Raw genomic sequence first — 17,054 nt, 5'->3', positions numbered from 1 at the left:
GAAGAAAAAATAATAAGCCCGGAATAAAAAAGGGCCGCTTGCGCGACCCTCTTAAGTGAAATTCAGCCAGGTGACTGTTATTTCTTACCTTCTACCCACTTGCCATCAACGAAGAATGCGGACCATCCCGTCGCTTTCCCGTCTTTTTCAGCGGCAACATACTGCTGTTTCGTCTTACGGCTAAAACGCACCAGCGTCTTATTGCCTTCCGGGTCCTGCTGCGGCGCATCGGCCAGATAACGCAGTTTTTCCGGCAGACGGTCGCGGAAGCGGTACAACTCTTCCACTAACGGCGCACGCGTTTCACGCGATTTCGGGAAGGTATTCGCCGCGAGGAAGATCCCTGCGGCGCCGTCACGCAGCACGAAATACGCGTCCGATTTCTCGCACGGCAGTTCCGGCAACGGCACCGGATCTTCTTTCGGCGGCGCGACTTCACCGTTACGCAGAATCTTACGGGTATTTTTACATTCGTCGTTAGTACAGGCCATGTACTTACCAAAACGCCCCATTTTCAGGTGCATTTCAGAGCCACATTTTTCGCACTCAACGATCGGGCCGTCATAACCTTTAATGCGGAACTCGCCCTCTTCGATTTCGTAACCGTCGCAGGTCGGGTTATTACCGCAGACATGCAGCTTGCGTTTCGGATCGATCAGGTAGCTGTCCATTGCGGTGCCGCACTTCTGGCAACGACGTTTTGCACGCAAGGCGTTGGTTTCCGCATCATCGCCTTCCAGTACGTTCAGCACTTCATTTTCCGGCACCAGGTTGATGGTGGTTTTGCAGCGCTCTTTCGGCGGTAGCGCATAGCCGGAACATCCCAGGAACACGCCGGTGCTGGCGGTGCGAATCCCCATCTTGCGCCCGCATGTCGGGCAGTCAATGCTGGTCAGCACCATCTGGTTAGGACGCATGCCGCCCTCTTCAGGATCTTTCTCCGCTTTATCAAGCTGCTGAGTAAAATCGCTGAAGAAGTTATCAAGCACGTTTTTCCACTCGGCTTCGTGGCTGGCCACCTTGTCGAGGCTGTCTTCCATCTGGGCGGTGAAATCGTAGTTCATCAGCTCGCGGAAGTTTTCTTCCAGTCGATCGGTGACAATCTCACCCATTTTTTCAGCATAGAAGCGACGGTTTTCCACGCGGACATAACCGCGATCCTGAATGGTCGAGATGATCGACGCATAGGTGGATGGACGACCAATACCGCGTTTTTCCAGCTCTTTAACCAGCGATGCTTCACTGAAGCGCGCCGGTGGTTTGGTGAAGTGCTGCGCCGGGGTCAGTTCAACCAGCGTCAACACATCGCCTTTATTCACCGCAGGCAACGTCCGATCCTCATCGCCTTTACGCAGCGCAGGCATGACTTTCGTCCAGCCGTCGAAACGCAGAATGCGGCCACGCGCTTTCAGGCGGAAATCACCCGCGCCGACCGTCAGCGTGGTGGAATCGTACTGGGCTGGCGTCATCTGACAGGCGACAAACTGACGCCAGATCAGCTGATACAGTTTCTGCGCGTCCGCTTCCATATCCTTCAGCGCTTCGGCCATCACCGCGACATCAGAAGGACGGATCGCTTCGTGCGCTTCCTGTGAATTTTCTTTGCTGGCGTACTGGTTCGGGCTCTCCGGCAGGTATTTCTTGCCGAAGCTATCGCTGATATAACCGCGAACCATGTTTACCGCATCCTGGCTCAGGTTGGTGGAGTCAGTACGCATGTAGGTGATGTAGCCCGCTTCGTACAAGCGCTGCGCCATCATCATGGTTTTTTTCACGCCAAAGCCCAGACGCGTGCTCGCCGCCTGTTGCAGCGTCGACGTGATAAACGGCGCGCCAGGCTTGCTGCTGGTCGGTTTATCTTCACGCTCCAGTACGCTGTAACGCGCTTTTTCCAGCAGGCTGACCGCCGCCAGCGTTTGCTCGCGGTTAACCGGACGGAACGGTTTATCATTCTGGTGCGTAACGTCGAGCGGCAAGGCATCGCCAGAAGGCGTTGTCGTGCTGGCGTTCACTTCCCAGAACTCTTCCGGTACGAACGCTTTGATGTCACGTTCGCGCTCAACAACCAGACGCACGGCAACGGACTGTACGCGGCCTGCCGACAGGCCTCGCGCAATTTTTTTCCACAGCAATGGCGACACCATATAGCCCACAACGCGGTCCATAAAGCGGCGCGCCTGCTGCGCGTTAACACGATCGATATTCAGTTCGCCTGGCTTATCAAACGCCTGGCGAATCGCGTTTTTGGTTATTTCATTAAACACCACGCGGCTATAGCGCGTGTCATCACCCCCGATCACTTCCCGCAGGTGCCAGGCAATGGCTTCCCCTTCGCGGTCAAGGTCGGTTGCGAGATAGATGTGGTCGGCTTTTTCAGCCAATTGTTTCAGTTCAGAGACGACCTTCTCTTTACCGGGCAGCACTTCATACTGCGCATCCCAGTTATGCCAAGGGTCAACCCCCATTCGGTTGACGAGAGCGCCACGTTCATCCTTTTTGGGCTTTTTAGCCGTTTTGGTGGAGGTAGAGTCGGCGCTCTTTTTAGCTGCTGAGCCACTGGTCGGCAAATCACGGATATGACCGACGCTGGACTTAACCACGTAATCATTACCCAGATACTTGTTGATCGTTTTGGCTTTTGCCGGGGACTCAACGATGACAAGAGCTTTACCCATATTCACCTTTACCTAAATTGATTCTTCCTGGAATGCGTCGCACGTTGATTCACCTTCCACTGGCGACGAGACACCGATATGGTCTCTGTGTCGGCGGATATCAACCCCTTGTACTGACTCAGTGCGCGAAACGTGATCCTCAGGTGACTGAGTTAACAGGCTTTTTAGCACACAAGCGCTATAGCACGACGGAATTTTGGTCGAATGTCAAGCAAATCTGTTGCCAGATTGACGAAAGCGTCACACTGTACCTGATAAAATTCGTTACGCAACTTTATTAGCATGCAAAAACAAATCTCGCCAGTAACAGCACCTTTACAAGACCTTCGTGTTTATCAGGGAATATTTGCCCATAAGCAGCGCCCGGCGTAGACTAATGTCCTTGTTTAAGGAGTAAATAATGCATAAAGACACCCAACCTATCGATCGTGAAACACTGCTGATTGAAGCCAACAAAATCATTCGTGAGCATGAGGACACGCTGGCGGGGATTGTCGCCACCGGTGTGACGCAGCGAAACGGCGTGCTGGTCTTCAGCGGCGATTACTTTTTAGACGAGCAAGGTTTACCGACGCCAAAAAGCACCGCCGTGTTTAATATGTTTAAACATCTGGCGCATGTGCTTTCTGAGAAGTATCACCTGATCGATTAACGCAGGAAAGGTTTTGCCGGATGGTGGCTGCGCCTTATCCGGCCTACAAAACAATCCGCAGGCCCGGTAAGCATTAGCGCCACCGGGCTGTTTGCTGGATGGCGGCTGCGCCTTATCCGGCCTACAAAACAATCCGCAGGCCCGGTAAGCGTTAGCGCCACCGGGCAATGACAATTTTACATCAGCGGTTTTTGTCCGCGCTGCCACCAGCGTAGCAACAAACGATCGGCGCTTTCTGCGGCGCTGCCCGTAAACCGATCCATCAATTTCTTGCGCTGCATAAAGCGAACGTTGAACACCTCATAACCGTCCATCAAGCGGAGAATGACGTCATCACTGGTGTTGATTTCGTCCACCAGACCTTTCTCCAGCGCCTGTTGGCCATACCAGTGCTCACCTGTGGCCACCTGTTCGATATCCAGCACAGGGCGCATCTGCTGCACAAAATGCTTAAACAGGTGATGGGTTTCATTCAGATCTTCACGGAATTTCTGACGCCCTTCCTCCGTGTTTTCGCCAAGCAGCGTCAGCGTGCGCTTATACTGGCCCGCCGTGTGCAGCTCAATATCGATATCCTTCCCTTTCAAAAAGCGATTAAAGTTAGGGATTTGCGCCACAACGCCAATAGAGCCGACAATCGCAAACGGCGCCGAAACAATTTTGTCGGCCACACAGGCCATCATGTAACCGCCGCTGGCGGCGACTTTGTCCACCGTTACCGTCAACGGGATCTGCTTATCGCGCAGACGCTGCAATTGCGAAGCCGCCAGGCCATAGCCATGCACAACGCCGCCGGGGCTTTCCAGACGCACGACCACCTGATCCTGCGGTTTAAACGCTGCTAACACCGCCGTCACCTCCTCACGCAGCGCGCTGACTTCGTGGGCATCCATACTGCCTTTAAAATCCAGCACCCAGGCACGAGGTTTCTCCGTCGCGGCATTTCCCCCCTGCTTTGCTTTCGCTTTCGCCGCTTTTGCCTCCAGCTTCTGCTTCTTTTTCTGCGCTTTATGCCAGAGTTTTTGTTGATGACCGTCCATCAGCGCCGTCGCCAGATCGTCCTTCATCTCTTTATATTGCTCGCTGAGATTCGTTACCCGCAGCTCCCCACGCTGGCGTTTACGCTGGGCAGCATTCACGATCAGCATCACAATGACGGCGATTGCCACCACGACAGTGACGATTTTTGCCAAAAACAACCCATATTCAGACAACAATTCCACGAGTCCCACCTTGGTTACACAACGCTATTTTGGCTCAGTGTACAACAGGCGTGTTAGCCCGTCTCGTTTGATCCTGCGTTGCGGTTACTGGGTGAAAAGTATGACAAAGTGTTCATTTTTCGGCGTTATCGCCGTTGACTGATTGAAATGACGCGGGCTTTCAGGCATAAAGCCGAAAAGTTAAAGAGAAGATAAGACAACTGGCAGGGTGACCCAACGCGTCGCCGAGGAGTAGCCGTGCATTACCAACCTAAACAAGATCTATTGCAAAATCGCATTATTCTGGTCACTGGCGCCAGTGATGGCATTGGTCGCGAAGCCGCGCTCACCTATGCGCGTTACGGCGCAAACGTTATTTTGCTGGGTCGAAATGAAGAAAAACTGCGTCAGGTCGCACAGACTGTCGCCGAAGATACAGGCGCATTGCCACAGTGGTTTACACTGGATCTACTGACCTGCACCGCTGAAGAATGCCACCAGTTAGGCCAGCGGATTGCGGCACACTATCCACGACTGGATGGCGTTCTGCATAACGCCGGGTTACTGGGCGATATCTGCCCAATGAGCGAACAAAATCCGCACGTCTGGCAGGATGTTATGCAGGTTAACGTCAATGCGACATTCATGCTGACCCAGGCGCTGCTTCCTTTATTACTTAAATCCGACGCCGGTTCGCTGGTCTTTACCTCATCAAGCGTCGGTCGTCAGGGACGCGCCAACTGGGGCGCGTACGCCACCTCTAAATTCGCCACCGAAGGCATGATGCAGGTACTGGCAGACGAATACCAGAACCACCCCTTACGTGTAAATTGCATCAACCCAGGCGGCACGCGCACGAGTATGCGCGCCAGCGCCTTCCCTACGGAAGATCCGCAGAAGTTAAAAACGCCCGCCGATATCATGCCCCTCTATTTGTGGCTGATGGGCGACGACAGCCGCCGTAAAACCGGTATGACTTTTGATGCCCAGCCGGGCCGTAAACCAGGAATCGCCCAATGACTGAAGAACGCTATCAACAACGCCAGCAGCGTGTGAAAGACCGGGTCGACGCCCGCGTTGCGGCGGCGCAGGACGAACGCGGCATCATCATCGTGTTTACCGGCAACGGTAAAGGCAAAACCACGGCGGCATTCGGCACCGCAACGCGCGCCGTCGGCCACGGTAAAAAAGTGGGCGTAGTGCAGTTCATTAAAGGCACATGGCCTAACGGCGAGCGCAATCTGCTGGAGCCCCACGGCGTGGAGTTTCAGGTGATGGCGACCGGGTTCACCTGGGAAACGCAAAATCGCGAAACCGACACCGCAGCCTGTATGGCTGTCTGGGAACATGGCAAACGTATGCTGGCGGACCCAACGTTGGATATGGTCGTGCTGGATGAACTGACCTACATGGTGGCGTATGACTATCTGCCGCTTGAAGAGGTCATCAATGCCTTAAATGCCCGTCCGCAGAATCAGACGGTAATTATTACCGGTCGCGGTTGTCATCGCGATATTCTGGAACTGGCCGACACGGTCAGCGAGCTGCGTCCGGTCAAACATGCTTTTGAAGCGGGCGTAAAGGCCCAGATGGGAATTGATTATTAGGAAACGGTGCCGGATGACGGCGTAAACGCTTTATCCGGCCTACAGGCAAAACATAGGCCCGGTAAGCGTAAGCGCCACCGGGCATTCAGCATCAACCGTTGTTGTTACGACCGCCTGAACGACGACCGCCGCCAACCTGGCTGTGACGCTTCACCGCACGGCGAATCTGGTTCGCCTTCATACGACGTCGGTCTTTCTCCACGGCCACTTTGGAGGTGGTTTCCGGCGCCAGCTGCACCAGCTCACGCAGATAGTTGGTCTGCGCCAGATCCAGTTCAGTCCAGCCACCGCGCGGCAGCCCTTTCGGCAATGGAATATCACCATAGCGCACGCGGATCAGTCGGCTAACCTGCACGCCAACCGCTTCCCACAGACGACGTACCTCACGGTTACGCCCTTCGGTCAGCGTGACGTTGTACCACTGGTTAATACCTTCACCACCGCTGAATTTGATGGTTTTAAACGCCGCCGGGCCATCTTCCAGTTGAACGCCACGACTCAGGTCACGCAGCTTGGCGTCATCAACCTGACCAAATACGCGCACGGCGTATTCACGCTCAACTTCACGACTCGGGTGCATCAGACGGTTCGCCAGTTCGCCATCCGTCGTGAACAACAGCAAACCGCAGGTATTCACATCCAGACGACCTACGGCAATCCAGCGAGCGCCGCGCAGTTTCGGTAAGCGATCAAAAACGGTAGGACGACCTTCCGGGTCGTTACGGGTACACAGCTCACCTTCTGGTTTGTAATAGGCCAGAACGCGACAAATTTGTTCCGCAGACTCTTTCACCGAGATCAGATGACCGTCGATACGGATTTTCAGACCCGGCGTGATTTCAACGCGATCGCCAAGCGTGGCGATTTTGCCGTCAACGCTTACGCGGCCTGCTTCAATAATGGATTCAATTTCACGGCGAGAACCGTGGCCAGCGCGAGCCAGCACTTTTTGTAACTTTTCGCTCATAGAGCTTCCTTCAGGTGTCGCCTTCACAGGCGTCGAACAGGAGAATCAACGGCGCTTTACAGCGCCATTTTAAGGCCGCGTAGTATACAGAGTTGCGCCCTTATAAGAAAGGTTTAACGTCACCAACGCCTTCGCGCAAGACAACCGGGGAATCATCGGTTAAATCAATCACCGTGGTCGGTTGCTGGCCGAGGTAACCGCCGTGAATGATCAAATCGACCTGTTTTTCCAGGCGGTCTTTGATCTCTTCCGGGTCGGACTCGGTAAATTCGCTGCCGGGCAGCATCAGCGAGGTGGAGAGCATTGGTTCGCCCAGCGCTTCCAGCAGTGCCAACGCGATCGGGTTCGACGGCACGCGCAGACCGATTGTTTTCCGTTTTTCCTGTAACAGGCGGCGCGGCACGTCTTTCGTTCCCTTCAGGATAAAAGTGTAGTTGCCCGGCGTATTGTTTTTAATTAAGCGAAAAGCAACGTTATCGACAAACGAATAGGTCGATAACTCAGACAGATCCCGACACATCAGCGTGAAGTTATGCCCGTCCGGCAGGTGGCGAATGCGACAGATGCGCTCCATCGCCCCTTTATCTTCGATTTTACAACCCAGCGCATAGCCGGAATCGGTTGGATAAACAATCACCCCGCCTTTACGCACAATTTCAACCGCCTGATTGATCAGCCGTTGTTGCGGGTTTTCAGGATGAATATAAAAAAACTGGCTCATACTTCCCTCACTGTGGTGTTTGTGGCTCTTCCCACAGCTGCCATACGCCTTCGACGCCTGCTGGCAGCCAGAGCTTGCGACCCAGTTCAATCCACGGGCACGGCTGATGAAAATCAGAGCCTTGTGATGCCCATAAATGGTGCTGGCGCGCATAGGTCGCCAGTTGGGTTCGCTCATTGGGCGACTGCTGGCATTGCGCCACTTCCATCGCATCACCGCGATGCAGCGCAAAATACGCAATCAACCTTTTCAGCCACTTAGCGCTAAGGTCGTAGCGGCCCGGATGGGCCAATACTGCCTTACCGCCAGAATGATGAATCACATCAATAGCTTGTTCTATTGTACACCACTGTGGCGGAACGTATCCGGTTTTCCCACGCGCAAGGTATTTTTTAAAAACATCGGCAATGCTCCCGGCTTTGCCGCACTCCACCAGAAAACGGGCGAAATGCCCGCGCGTCACGGCCCCACCGTCGGCAAGCCGCAAAGCGCCTTCCCACGCCCCAGGAATATGCGCTTTCTCCAGACGCTCGGCAATCAGACGCGCACGCTGCTGACGACGTTCGGTTTGTTCCGCCAGGAACGCGCACATCGCCGGATGCGCAATGTCGATATTCAGACCCACAATATGGATCTCATGATTTTCCCAGACAGTTGAAATTTCCACGCCAGGAATCAGGTTCAGGGCAAGCCCGGAACGTGAAATTTCTTCTCTTGCCGCCGGAATAGCGGCTGTGGTGTCATGATCGGTGATCGCCAGTGTGCCGACTCGCATCTCTACCGCACGATGTACTAACGCTTCTGGCGTTAACCGACCATCGGACGCCGTTGTATGACTGTGCAGGTCGTAAATCACTGCGTAATTCGTGTCGCTCAAGGCGGCTCCCGTCTTAATAAATGTTCTTTCACAAACATCATAACGGTTCCGGCAAATATACTGAAATCAGGTGTTGACTTTATTTCATCGAACTAGTTAACTAGTACGCAAGTTCACATGAAGAAGGTATCTGAGATGAAAGCAACATTCGTACTGCACGGTTGGTGGCGCACTTCCTGATTTCGGGCAGTGTATGACGTCTGCAATAAGCAACCAGATACCCGGCCCGCCAGATGAGCGGGCTTTTTTTTGAACAGAATGAATGAGAATAACGATGCAAATACAAAAACCAACACTCGAATTGCTTTCCTGCAATGCCGCCTACCGTGAGAACCCGACGGCGTTGTTCCATCAGGTTTGTGGCGACCGCCCGGCAACGCTGCTGCTGGAATCCGCTGATATCGACAGTAAAAATGATCTGAAAAGCCTGCTGTTGGTCGATAGCGCGCTGCGCATTACCGCTTTGGGTGACACTGTCACTATCGAAGCGTTAACGGATAACGGCGCATCCCTGCTCCCGCTGCTGGATGCCGCGCTGCCCGCAGGTGTTGAAAATACAGCGCAGCCCGGCAACCGGAAGCTGCGCTTTCCCGCAGTAAGTCCGCTGTTAGATGAGGATGCGCGTCTGTGTTCGCTGTCGGTATTTGACGCATTCCGTCTGTTGCAGAACCTGGTGAATGTGCCTGCTGAAGAGCGCGAAGCCATGTTTTTCGGCGGTTTGTTTGCCTATGACCTGGTGGCGGGATTTGAAGCGTTACCGCAACTGGAAGCCGGTAATCGCTGCCCGGATTACTGCTTCTATCTGGCGGAAACGCTGATGGTGATTGACCATCAGAAGAAAAGCACCCGTATTCAGGCAAGCCTCTTTACCGATAATGAAGCGGAAAAACAGCGTCTGACGGCGCGCCTCGCGCAGCTGACGCAGCAATTAACCGAACCCGCGCCGCCGTTGCCCGTTACACCAGTGCCGCAAATGCGCTGCGAATGCAGCCAGAGCGACGAAGAGTTTGGCGCCGTTGTGCGTACCATGCAGAAAGCGATTCGCGCAGGAGAGATTTTCCAGGTGGTGCCTTCCCGCCGCTTCTCATTACCCTGCCCGTCACCGCTGGCGGCCTATTACGTACTGAAAAAGAGCAACCCAAGTCCATACATGTTCTTTATGCAGGATAACGATTTCACCCTGTTTGGCGCCTCCCCGGAAAGCTCGCTGAAGTACGACGCGACCAGTCGCCAGATTGAAATCTACCCCATCGCCGGCACACGCCCGCGCGGTCGCCGTGCCGACGGCTCGCTGGATCGCGATCTCGACAGCCGCATTGAGCTGGAGATGCGCACCGACCATAAAGAGCTGTCTGAACACCTGATGCTGGTCGATTTGGCGCGTAATGATCTGGCGCGCATTTGTACTCCCGGCAGCCGCTACGTTGCCGACCTGACGAAAGTCGATCGTTATTCGTTCGTTATGCACCTGGTGTCCCGCGTGGTGGGTGAATTACGCAGCGATCTGGATGTGCTGCATGCTTACCGCGCCTGTATGAATATGGGCACGCTGAGCGGCGCGCCAAAAGTTCGCGCCATGCAGCTTATCGCCGGTGCCGAAGGGCGTCGTCGCGGCAGTTATGGCGGTGCGGTGGGCTATTTCACCGCGCATGGCGATCTCGATACCTGCATTGTGATTCGCTCTGCTCTGGTGGAAGACGGCATCGCCACCGTACAGGCCGGTGCCGGAATCGTGCTGGATTCTGTTCCGCAGTCTGAAGCCGACGAAACCCGTAATAAAGCGCGCGCGGTTCTGCGTGCTATTGCCACCGCGCACCATGCACAGGAGATTTTCTAATGGCTGACATTCTGCTGCTCGATAACATCGACTCTTTTACTTACAACCTGGCAGATCAGCTACGGGCCAACGGCCACAATGTGGTGATTTACCGTAACCATATCCCGGCGCAGACCTTAATCGACCGTCTTTCGACGATGAAAAACCCGGTGCTGATGCTTTCTCCAGGGCCAGGCGTCCCCAGCGAAGCCGGTTGTATGCCGGAGTTGTTGACCCGTTTGCGTGGCAAGCTGCCCATTATCGGCATCTGCCTCGGACACCAGGCGATTGTTGAAGCCTACGGTGGTTACGTCGGTCAGGCGGGCGAGATTCTCCACGGTAAAGCGTCGAGCATTGAACATGACGGACAGGCGATGTTTGCCGGTCTGGAGAACCCGCTGCCAGTTGCTCGTTATCACTCTCTGGTGGGCAGCAACGTGCCTGCGGGGCTGACGATTAACGCCCATTTTAACGGCATGGTGATGGCGGTGCGTCACGACACGGATCGCGTCTGCGGTTTTCAGTTCCACCCGGAGTCCATTCTTACTACGCAAGGTGCGCTGTTGCTGGAACAAACGCTGGCCTGGGCGCAACAAAAACTGGAGCCGACCAATACGCTGCAACCGATTCTGGAAAAATTGTACCAGGCGCAAACCATGACCCAGCAGGAAAGCCACCAGCTTTTCTCTGCCGTGGTCCGTGGCGAACTGAAGCCAGAACAACTGGCGGCGGCGCTGGTCAGTATGAAAGTGCGTGGCGAACATCCGAATGAAATCGCTGGCGCCGCTACCGCGCTGCTGGAAAATGCCGCGCCATTCCCGCGCCCGGACTATCTGTTTGCCGATATTGTCGGCACCGGCGGTGATGGCAGCAACAGCATCAATATCTCCACCGCCAGCGCCTTTGTGGCGGCGGCCTGTGGACTGAAGGTGGCCAAACATGGCAACCGCAGCGTCTCCAGTAAATCCGGTTCGTCCGATCTGCTGGCGGCATTCGGTATCAATCTGGATATGAACGCCGATAAATCGCGTCAGGCGCTGGACGACCTGGGCGTCTGCTTCCTGTTCGCACCGAAATACCATACGGGTTTCCGTCATGCGATGCCGGTTCGCCAACAGCTTAAAACCCGCACCTTGTTCAATGTGCTGGGGCCGCTGATCAACCCGGCTCACCCGCCGCTGGCGCTGATTGGCGTCTACAGCCCGGAGCTGGTGCTGCCCATTGCCGAAACTCTGCGGGTACTGGGTTATCAGCGTGCGGCGGTGGTTCACAGCGGCGGTATGGATGAAGTGTCGCTGCATGCGCCAACCATTGTGGCTGAACTGCACGATGGTGAAATCAAGAGTTACCAGCTCACGGCGGAAGACTTCGGCCTCACCCCGTATCACCAGGAACAGCTGGCAGGCGGCACGCCGGAAGAAAACCGTGACATTCTCACCCGCTTGTTACAAGGTAAAGGTGAAGCCGCTCACGAGGCCGCTGTCGCTGCGAATGTCGCCATGTTAATGCGCCTGCATGGTAAGGAAGATTTAAAGGCCAATGCGCAAACTGTGATTGATGTACTGCGCAGTGGCGCAGCTTATGACCGGGTTACCGCACTGGCGGCAAGAGGGTAAATGATGCAAACCGTTTTAGCGAAAATCGTCGCGGATAAGGCGATCTGGGTAGAAGCCCGTAAACAACAACAACCGTTAGCCAGTTTCCAGAATGAGATTCAGCCAAGTGCCCGCCATTTCTATGATGCGCTGCAAGGCACGCGTACCGCATTTATTCTGGAGTGTAAAAAAGCGTCCCCCTCCAAAGGGGTGATTCGTGATGACTTCGACCCCGCGCAGATTGCCGGTGTTTATAAACATTACGCGTCGGCGATTTCCGTTCTGACCGATGAGAAATATTTCCAGGGGAGTTTTGACTTTCTCACTGTTGTCAGTCGTATCGCGCCGCAGCCGATTCTGTGTAAGGACTTCATCATCGATCCTTACCAAATCTATCTGGCGCGTTACTACCAGGCCGATGCCTGTCTGCTGATGCTCTCCGTACTGGATGACGAGCAATGTCGCCAACTTTCCGCCGTCGCCCACAGTCTGAAAATGGGCGTGCTGACGGAAGTCAGTAACGAAGAAGAACTGGAGCGCGCCATCGCACTGGGTGCGAAAGTCGTCGGTATTAATAACCGCGACCTGCGCGATCTGTCGATTGACCTTAACCGTACCCGTCAGCTTGCGCCAAAACTGGGGCACGGCGTGACCGTGATCAGCGAGTCCGGGATTAACACCTATGCACAAGTGCGCGAGCTAAGCCACTTCGCTAACGGTTTCCTGATCGGTTCTGCATTGATGTCCCATGCCGATCTGCACGCCGCCGTGCGTCGCGTGTTGCTTGGCGAGAACAAAGTCTGCGGCCTGACGCGCGCTCAGGATGCAAAAGCCGCTTACGAAGCGGGCGCCATTTATGGCGGGCTGATTTTTGTTCCCTCGTCGCCTCGCGTCGTAAATCTCGACCAGGCGCGCGAGGTGATAGCCGCCGCCCCCCTGCAATATGTCGGCGTATTCCGCAATACCGCTATCACCGAGGTATGTGAAAAAGCGACCACCTTGTCGCTCAAGGCCGTGCAACTGCATGGCAGCGAAGACCAGGCTTATGTCGATGCTCTGCGCGCTGCATTACCGGAACAGGTACAAATCTGGAAAGCGCTTAGCGTGGGCGACACACTGCCTGCTCGTGATTACCAGCACGTTGATAAGTACGTTCTTGATAACGGCCAGGGCGGCAGCGGCCAACGTTTTGACTGGTCGTTATTGAACGGTGAAACGCTGGACAACGTATTGCTGGCGGGCGGATTAGGCGCAGACAACTGCGTGGAAGCGGCAAAAACCGGCTGTGCCGGTCTCGATTTTAATTCTGGTGTAGAGTCACAGCCGGGCATCAAAGATGCACACCTTCTGGCCTCGGTCTTTCAGACACTGCGCGCATATTAAGGAAGAAAACATGACAACATTACTCAATCCCTACTTTGGTGAATTTGGCGGCATGTATGTCCCGCAGATTCTGATGCCTGCCCTGCGCCAGCTGGAAGAAGCGTTCGTCAGCGCGCAGAAAGATCCGCAGTTTCAGGCCCAGTTTGCCGATCTGCTGAAGAACTATGCAGGCCGTCCAACCGCGCTGACCAAATGCCAGAATATCACCGCCGGCACCAAAACCACGCTGTATCTGAAGCGTGAAGATTTACTGCACGGCGGCGCGCACAAAACAAACCAGGTACTGGGTCAGGCGCTGCTGGCGAAACGCATGGGTAAAACAGAGATTATCGCCGAAACGGGCGCAGGTCAGCATGGCGTGGCTTCCGCGCTCGCCAGCGCCCTGCTCGGTCTGAAATGCCGTATCTATATGGGTGCAAAAGACGTCGAGCGTCAGTCGCCAAACGTCTTTCGTATGCGACTGATGGGCGCGGAAGTGATCCCTGTACACAGCGGCTCCGCCACCCTGAAAGACGCCTGCAACGAAGCGCTTCGCGACTGGTCCGGCAGCTATGAATCCGCGCACTATATGCTCGGAACTGCGGCAGGCCCGCACCCGTTCCCGACCATCGTCCGTGAATTTCAGCGCATGATCGGGGAAGAGACGAAAGCGCAAATCCTCGAAAAAGAAGGTCGTCTGCCGGATGCCGTGATTGCCTGCGTGGGCGGCGGCTCCAACGCAATCGGCATGTTTGCGGACTTCATCAACGAAACCAGCGTGGGTTTGATTGGCGTCGAACCTGGCGGCCACGGAATTGAAACAGGCGAGCACGGCGCACCGCTGAAGCACGGCCGCGTAGGCATCTATTTCGGCATGAAAGCACCGATGATGCAAACCGAGGAAGGGCAAATTGAAGAGTCCTACTCCATTTCCGCCGGGCTGGATTTCCCGTCCGTTGGGCCGCAGCACGCGTATCTGAACAGCATTGGTCGCGCCGATTATGTGTCGATCACCGATGACGAAGCGCTGGAAGCCTTTAAAACGCTCTGTCTGCATGAAGGGATTATTCCGGCGCTGGAGTCGTCCCACGCCCTGGCTCACGCCCTGAAAATGATGCGTGAAAATCCAGAAAAAGAACAATTGCTGGTCGTTAACCTTTCCGGTCGCGGCGACAAAGACATTTTCACCGTACACGATATTCTGAAAGCGCGAGGGGAAATCTGATGGAACGCTATGAAAACCTGTTTGCACAGCTGAAGGATCGCAAGGAAGGCGCATTTGTCCCTTTCGTGACCCTGGGCGATCCTTCCGTTGAACAGTCACTGAACATTATTGATACGCTGATTGAAGCCGGCGCCGACGCCCTTGAACTCGGCATTCCGTTCTCCGATCCGCTGGCAGACGGGCCGACCATCCAGGAAGCCACGCTGCGCGCGTTTGCCGCAGGCGTAACGCCTACGCAATGCTTTGAGATGCTGGCGCTGATTCGTCAGAAACACCCGACGATTCCGATTGGTCTGCTGATGTACGCCAACCTGGTGTTCAGCAAAGGGATCGACGAATTCTACGCGCAGTGCGAGAAAGTCGGCGTGGATTCCGTACTGGTGGCGGATGTGCCTGTTGAGGAGTCTGCGCCCTTCCGTCAGGCGGCATTACGCTACAACGTGGCGCCGATTTTCATCTGCCCGCCCAATGCCGATGACGATCTGTTGCGCCAGATAGCCTCTTATGGCCGCGGCTATACCTATCTGCTTTCGCGGGCAGGCGTGACGGGTGCAGAAAACCGCGCCGCATTACCGCTGCATCATCTGGTGGAAAAACTGCAAGAGTATAACGCCGCGCCCCCGTTGCAGGGCTTTGGCATCTCTTCCCCGGAACAGGTTACAGGTGCCATTGAAGCCGGCGCCGCCGGGGCGATTTCCGGGTCAGCGATCGTTAAGCTCATCGAGAAAAACGTCGCAAACCCCGGGCAGATGCTGACCGAGCTGAAAGCGTTTGTCACGGCAATGAAAGCCGCGACCCGCGCATAATATTGCGCAGGCAACAGGCCCGATAATGCCATGCTTATCGGGCCAATCCCGTCATTCCCTCATCTGCTTCATTTTGTACATTTCGTTATCCGCATCCTGAATAGCCGTATCCAGATCGCGGGTTACTTCTGCGACGCCCCATGACACCGACAGCGGTACAACATGACCATCAACCATAAATGCATAATCATTTATCTGGCCGGTTATCCGCTCCGCGATGGCTATCGCGTCACCGATCTGCGCGCGGTAAAGCAAAATAACGAACTCATCGCCGCCGGTACGAATCACCAGGTCATGACTGGTGCGGGTGTTAGAGAGCATTCTGTTGGCGATGATCTGCAACGCCCGGTCTCCCGCCACATGCCCCCAGGTGTCGTTGATGGCTTTAAACTTATTACAATCCAGCAGCACCACGCAGCTGCGCGTTAAATCCCTGCGCTTCACAATATCAAGGATCTTGCGGTTAAAGCAGCCCGTCAGCGAGTCGATATACACCTTCAGGTCGCTCGCGTTCAGCCAGAATTTTAAGCCGAGGAAGATCAGGATAAAGAAGAATGGCGCCAGCAGAATCGCAATCCCGGCCTGCGTGTCGTATCTGACGAACCGATGCAGAGAGAGCGAGGAATGGAACGCATATTTTGCAGACATTGCGCGGATGGACTCCCCGGCGACAGGCTGGCAATCACCGCTCAGGCAGAGATTTTCCTGCGTGGGCGTATGCACCAGGGCCACATTAAGGCCGGGTGGAATATGATGTTCAAAGGCCTCCGTCAGCGCCTCCTGTAGCTCAGGTTTAGAATGGTCATACACCAGATACGCAACGATATGATCGGAGATCTCTTTTCCAGAAAGATCGTAAATATAACTGACTACGCTGTACGCTTTTTCATTCGTGATTTTGTCCGTATAAAAGTCCGTTGAACTGAGCGACTTGGATTTGACATTCTTTTGCAGCAGACGCGTATAAAAGCCCACGGGCGGTAAGAAAAAGTCGGTGATATCGCCCGCCATTTTAGAGTCGCTAAAATAGAAGGGTTTTGCATCTGCTGGCGTGAACCAATAAAAATAGCTGGCATCTTTGGCGATAATGTAGCGATGCGCGGCATAATCCCCCGGATTAAGGGTGTTCATCCGATCCCGAATAAACTCCGCCGCCGCAAACATACATAAAGCGTTAATATTGGGCTGACGGGAAACAATAGTGCCCGTTGCGGAATGGATCCGCGCCCGGTCGGCATTGATACCCCATGAATCCGCATCTCTGGGGGAAAACCTTGAGAGGTTGCCGCACTGCCCGGCATTTTTGATCTGGTGATAGCGAACCCCTGTCGCATCGGCGATGAGTTCGTTATCGTTGAAAATATCCATCATCCGCGTTTGCAGACGACTCATCCCTTCATTCACAACGGCCTGTCGTTGTTCGTAAATAATAAAGAGATACAGTGAAGTAAAAAGTAAAGTGATAAGCGCTGACATCAACAACGCCTGGCTATTTCTTAGGCTGTCCTGAACAATCTTCACTGAGGCACCTTAAGCCTGAATCACGGGG

At 54.7% G+C, this 17,054-nt stretch carries 14 protein-coding genes, 1 pseudogene and 1 other annotated feature; of the genes and pseudogenes, 9 read left to right on the top strand and 6 right to left on the bottom strand.

Annotation, left to right across the window (positions count from 1 at the left end; genetic code table 11):
* Positions 1–77: 77 nt before the first annotated feature.
* Positions 78–2,675 carry a type I DNA topoisomerase gene (gene topA / locus OGV83_RS14660; protein ID WP_071258408.1) on the bottom strand — a complete coding sequence of 866 codons (2,598 nt, stop codon included), beginning with the start codon at positions 2,673–2,675 and terminating at the stop codon, positions 78–80.
* A gap of 400 nt (positions 2,676–3,075) precedes the next feature.
* On the opposite strand from topA, the gene OGV83_RS14655 reads away from it, so the two are divergent.
* A complete protein-coding gene (locus OGV83_RS14655; protein ID WP_003020616.1) occupies positions 3,076–3,327 on the top strand; it encodes a YciN family protein in 252 nt (83 codons plus the stop codon).
* Positions 3,328–3,503: 176 nt separating this feature from the next.
* Here the strand turns inward: OGV83_RS14655 and sohB are convergent, their stop codons facing one another.
* Positions 3,504–4,550, bottom strand: coding sequence for a protease SohB (gene sohB, locus OGV83_RS14650; RefSeq protein ID WP_104868610.1), 1,047 nt, complete (start codon positions 4,548–4,550; stop codon positions 3,504–3,506).
* Positions 4,551–4,787: 237 nt separating this feature from the next.
* Between sohB and OGV83_RS14645 the strand changes: the two genes are divergently transcribed.
* Both OGV83_RS14645 and cobO read left to right on the top strand, forming a co-directional pair.
* Positions 4,788–5,549 carry a YciK family oxidoreductase gene (locus OGV83_RS14645; RefSeq protein WP_047463540.1) on the top strand — a complete coding sequence of 254 codons (762 nt, stop codon included), beginning with the start codon at positions 4,788–4,790 and terminating at the stop codon, positions 5,547–5,549.
* Positions 5,546–6,136, top strand: a complete 591-nt coding sequence (gene cobO / locus OGV83_RS14640; RefSeq protein WP_012132224.1) for a cob(I)yrinic acid a,c-diamide adenosyltransferase — start codon at positions 5,546–5,548, stop codon at positions 6,134–6,136. The genes OGV83_RS14645 and cobO overlap by 4 nt, the downstream gene beginning before the upstream one ends.
* A 91-nt stretch (positions 6,137–6,227) precedes the next feature.
* Here cobO and rluB read toward each other — a convergent pair whose 3' ends face one another.
* The 3 genes and pseudogenes from rluB to rnm all read right to left on the bottom strand — a co-directional run bounded on the left by rluB (position 6,228) and on the right by rnm (position 8,701).
* Positions 6,228–7,103, bottom strand: coding sequence for a 23S rRNA pseudouridine(2605) synthase RluB (gene rluB, locus OGV83_RS14635; protein ID WP_012132223.1), 876 nt, complete (start codon positions 7,101–7,103; stop codon positions 6,228–6,230).
* A gap of 100 nt (positions 7,104–7,203) precedes the next feature.
* Positions 7,204–7,824: an L-threonylcarbamoyladenylate synthase gene (locus OGV83_RS14630; protein ID WP_012132222.1), complete on the bottom strand. Its 621-nt coding sequence runs from the start codon at positions 7,822–7,824 to the stop codon at positions 7,204–7,206.
* A pseudogene (rnm, locus tag OGV83_RS14625) lies at positions 7,821–8,701 on the bottom strand (RNase RNM). The gene OGV83_RS14630 and the pseudogene rnm overlap by 4 nt, the downstream one beginning before the upstream one ends.
* A gap of 135 nt (positions 8,702–8,836) precedes the next feature.
* Between rnm and trpL the strand changes: the two are divergent.
* The 6 genes from trpL to trpA all read left to right on the top strand — a co-directional run bounded on the left by trpL (position 8,837) and on the right by trpA (position 15,505).
* Positions 8,837–8,881 (top strand): trp operon leader peptide, encoded by a 45-nt coding sequence (gene trpL, locus OGV83_RS14620; protein ID WP_012905981.1) that lies wholly within the window; start codon positions 8,837–8,839, stop codon positions 8,879–8,881.
* Positions 8,858–8,952 (top strand) — a sequence feature (Trp leader region). (Overlaps the previous gene by 24 nt.)
* Before the next feature lie 23 nt (positions 8,953–8,975).
* Positions 8,976–10,538: an anthranilate synthase component 1 gene (locus OGV83_RS14615; protein ID WP_058669229.1), complete on the top strand. Its 1,563-nt coding sequence runs from the start codon at positions 8,976–8,978 to the stop codon at positions 10,536–10,538.
* The gene (trpD, locus tag OGV83_RS14610; RefSeq protein WP_286463881.1) at positions 10,538–12,133 is read left to right on the top strand and encodes a bifunctional anthranilate synthase glutamate amidotransferase component TrpG/anthranilate phosphoribosyltransferase TrpD; all 1,596 of its coding nucleotides are present in this window, start codon (positions 10,538–10,540) and stop codon (positions 12,131–12,133) included. The genes OGV83_RS14615 and trpD overlap by 1 nt, the downstream gene beginning before the upstream one ends.
* A 3-nt stretch (positions 12,134–12,136) precedes the next feature.
* Complete coding sequence (gene trpCF, locus OGV83_RS14605; RefSeq protein ID WP_112002111.1) at positions 12,137–13,495, top strand: bifunctional indole-3-glycerol-phosphate synthase TrpC/phosphoribosylanthranilate isomerase TrpF; 1,359 nt, start codon at positions 12,137–12,139, stop codon at positions 13,493–13,495.
* Between the two features lie 10 nt (positions 13,496–13,505).
* On the top strand, positions 13,506–14,699 hold the full coding sequence (trpB, locus tag OGV83_RS14600; RefSeq protein ID WP_012132217.1) for a tryptophan synthase subunit beta: 1,194 nt from the start codon (positions 13,506–13,508) through the stop codon (positions 14,697–14,699).
* Positions 14,699–15,505, top strand: a complete 807-nt coding sequence (gene trpA / locus OGV83_RS14595) for a tryptophan synthase subunit alpha (protein WP_012132216.1) — start codon at positions 14,699–14,701, stop codon at positions 15,503–15,505. Before trpB ends, trpA begins: the two co-directional genes overlap by 1 nt.
* A 51-nt stretch (positions 15,506–15,556) precedes the next feature.
* Here trpA and OGV83_RS14590 read toward each other — a convergent pair whose 3' ends face one another.
* Positions 15,557–17,026 (bottom strand): GGDEF domain-containing protein, encoded by a 1,470-nt coding sequence (locus OGV83_RS14590; RefSeq protein ID WP_200075776.1) that lies wholly within the window; start codon positions 17,024–17,026, stop codon positions 15,557–15,559.
* Between the last annotated feature and the right edge of the window lie 28 nt (positions 17,027–17,054).

Origin of the sequence: Citrobacter sp. CK189, assembly GCF_030333505.1 — a bacterium.
GTDB lineage: Bacteria > Pseudomonadota > Gammaproteobacteria > Enterobacterales > Enterobacteriaceae > Citrobacter_B > Citrobacter_B koseri.
The sequence above is the reverse complement of the archived record's forward strand: the minus strand, read 5'-3'. Positions and strand labels throughout refer to the sequence as shown.

Coding starts and splice junctions, on each gene's coding strand:
- topA (WP_071258408.1), bottom strand. CDS start 2,675: ATGGGTAAAGCTCTTGTCATCGTTGAGTCCCCGGCAAAAGCCAAAACG.
- OGV83_RS14655 (WP_003020616.1), top strand. CDS start 3,076: ATGCATAAAGACACCCAACCTATCGATCGTGAAACACTGCTGATTGAA.
- cobO (WP_012132224.1), top strand. CDS start 5,546: ATGACTGAAGAACGCTATCAACAACGCCAGCAGCGTGTGAAAGACCGG.
- rluB (WP_012132223.1), bottom strand. CDS start 7,103: ATGAGCGAAAAGTTACAAAAAGTGCTGGCTCGCGCTGGCCACGGTTCT.
- OGV83_RS14630 (WP_012132222.1), bottom strand. CDS start 7,824: ATGAGCCAGTTTTTTTATATTCATCCTGAAAACCCGCAACAACGGCTG.
- OGV83_RS14615 (WP_058669229.1), top strand. CDS start 8,976: ATGCAAATACAAAAACCAACACTCGAATTGCTTTCCTGCAATGCCGCC.
- trpD (WP_286463881.1), top strand. CDS start 10,538: ATGGCTGACATTCTGCTGCTCGATAACATCGACTCTTTTACTTACAAC.
- trpCF (WP_112002111.1), top strand. CDS start 12,137: ATGCAAACCGTTTTAGCGAAAATCGTCGCGGATAAGGCGATCTGGGTA.
- trpB (WP_012132217.1), top strand. CDS start 13,506: ATGACAACATTACTCAATCCCTACTTTGGTGAATTTGGCGGCATGTAT.
- trpA (WP_012132216.1), top strand. CDS start 14,699: ATGGAACGCTATGAAAACCTGTTTGCACAGCTGAAGGATCGCAAGGAA.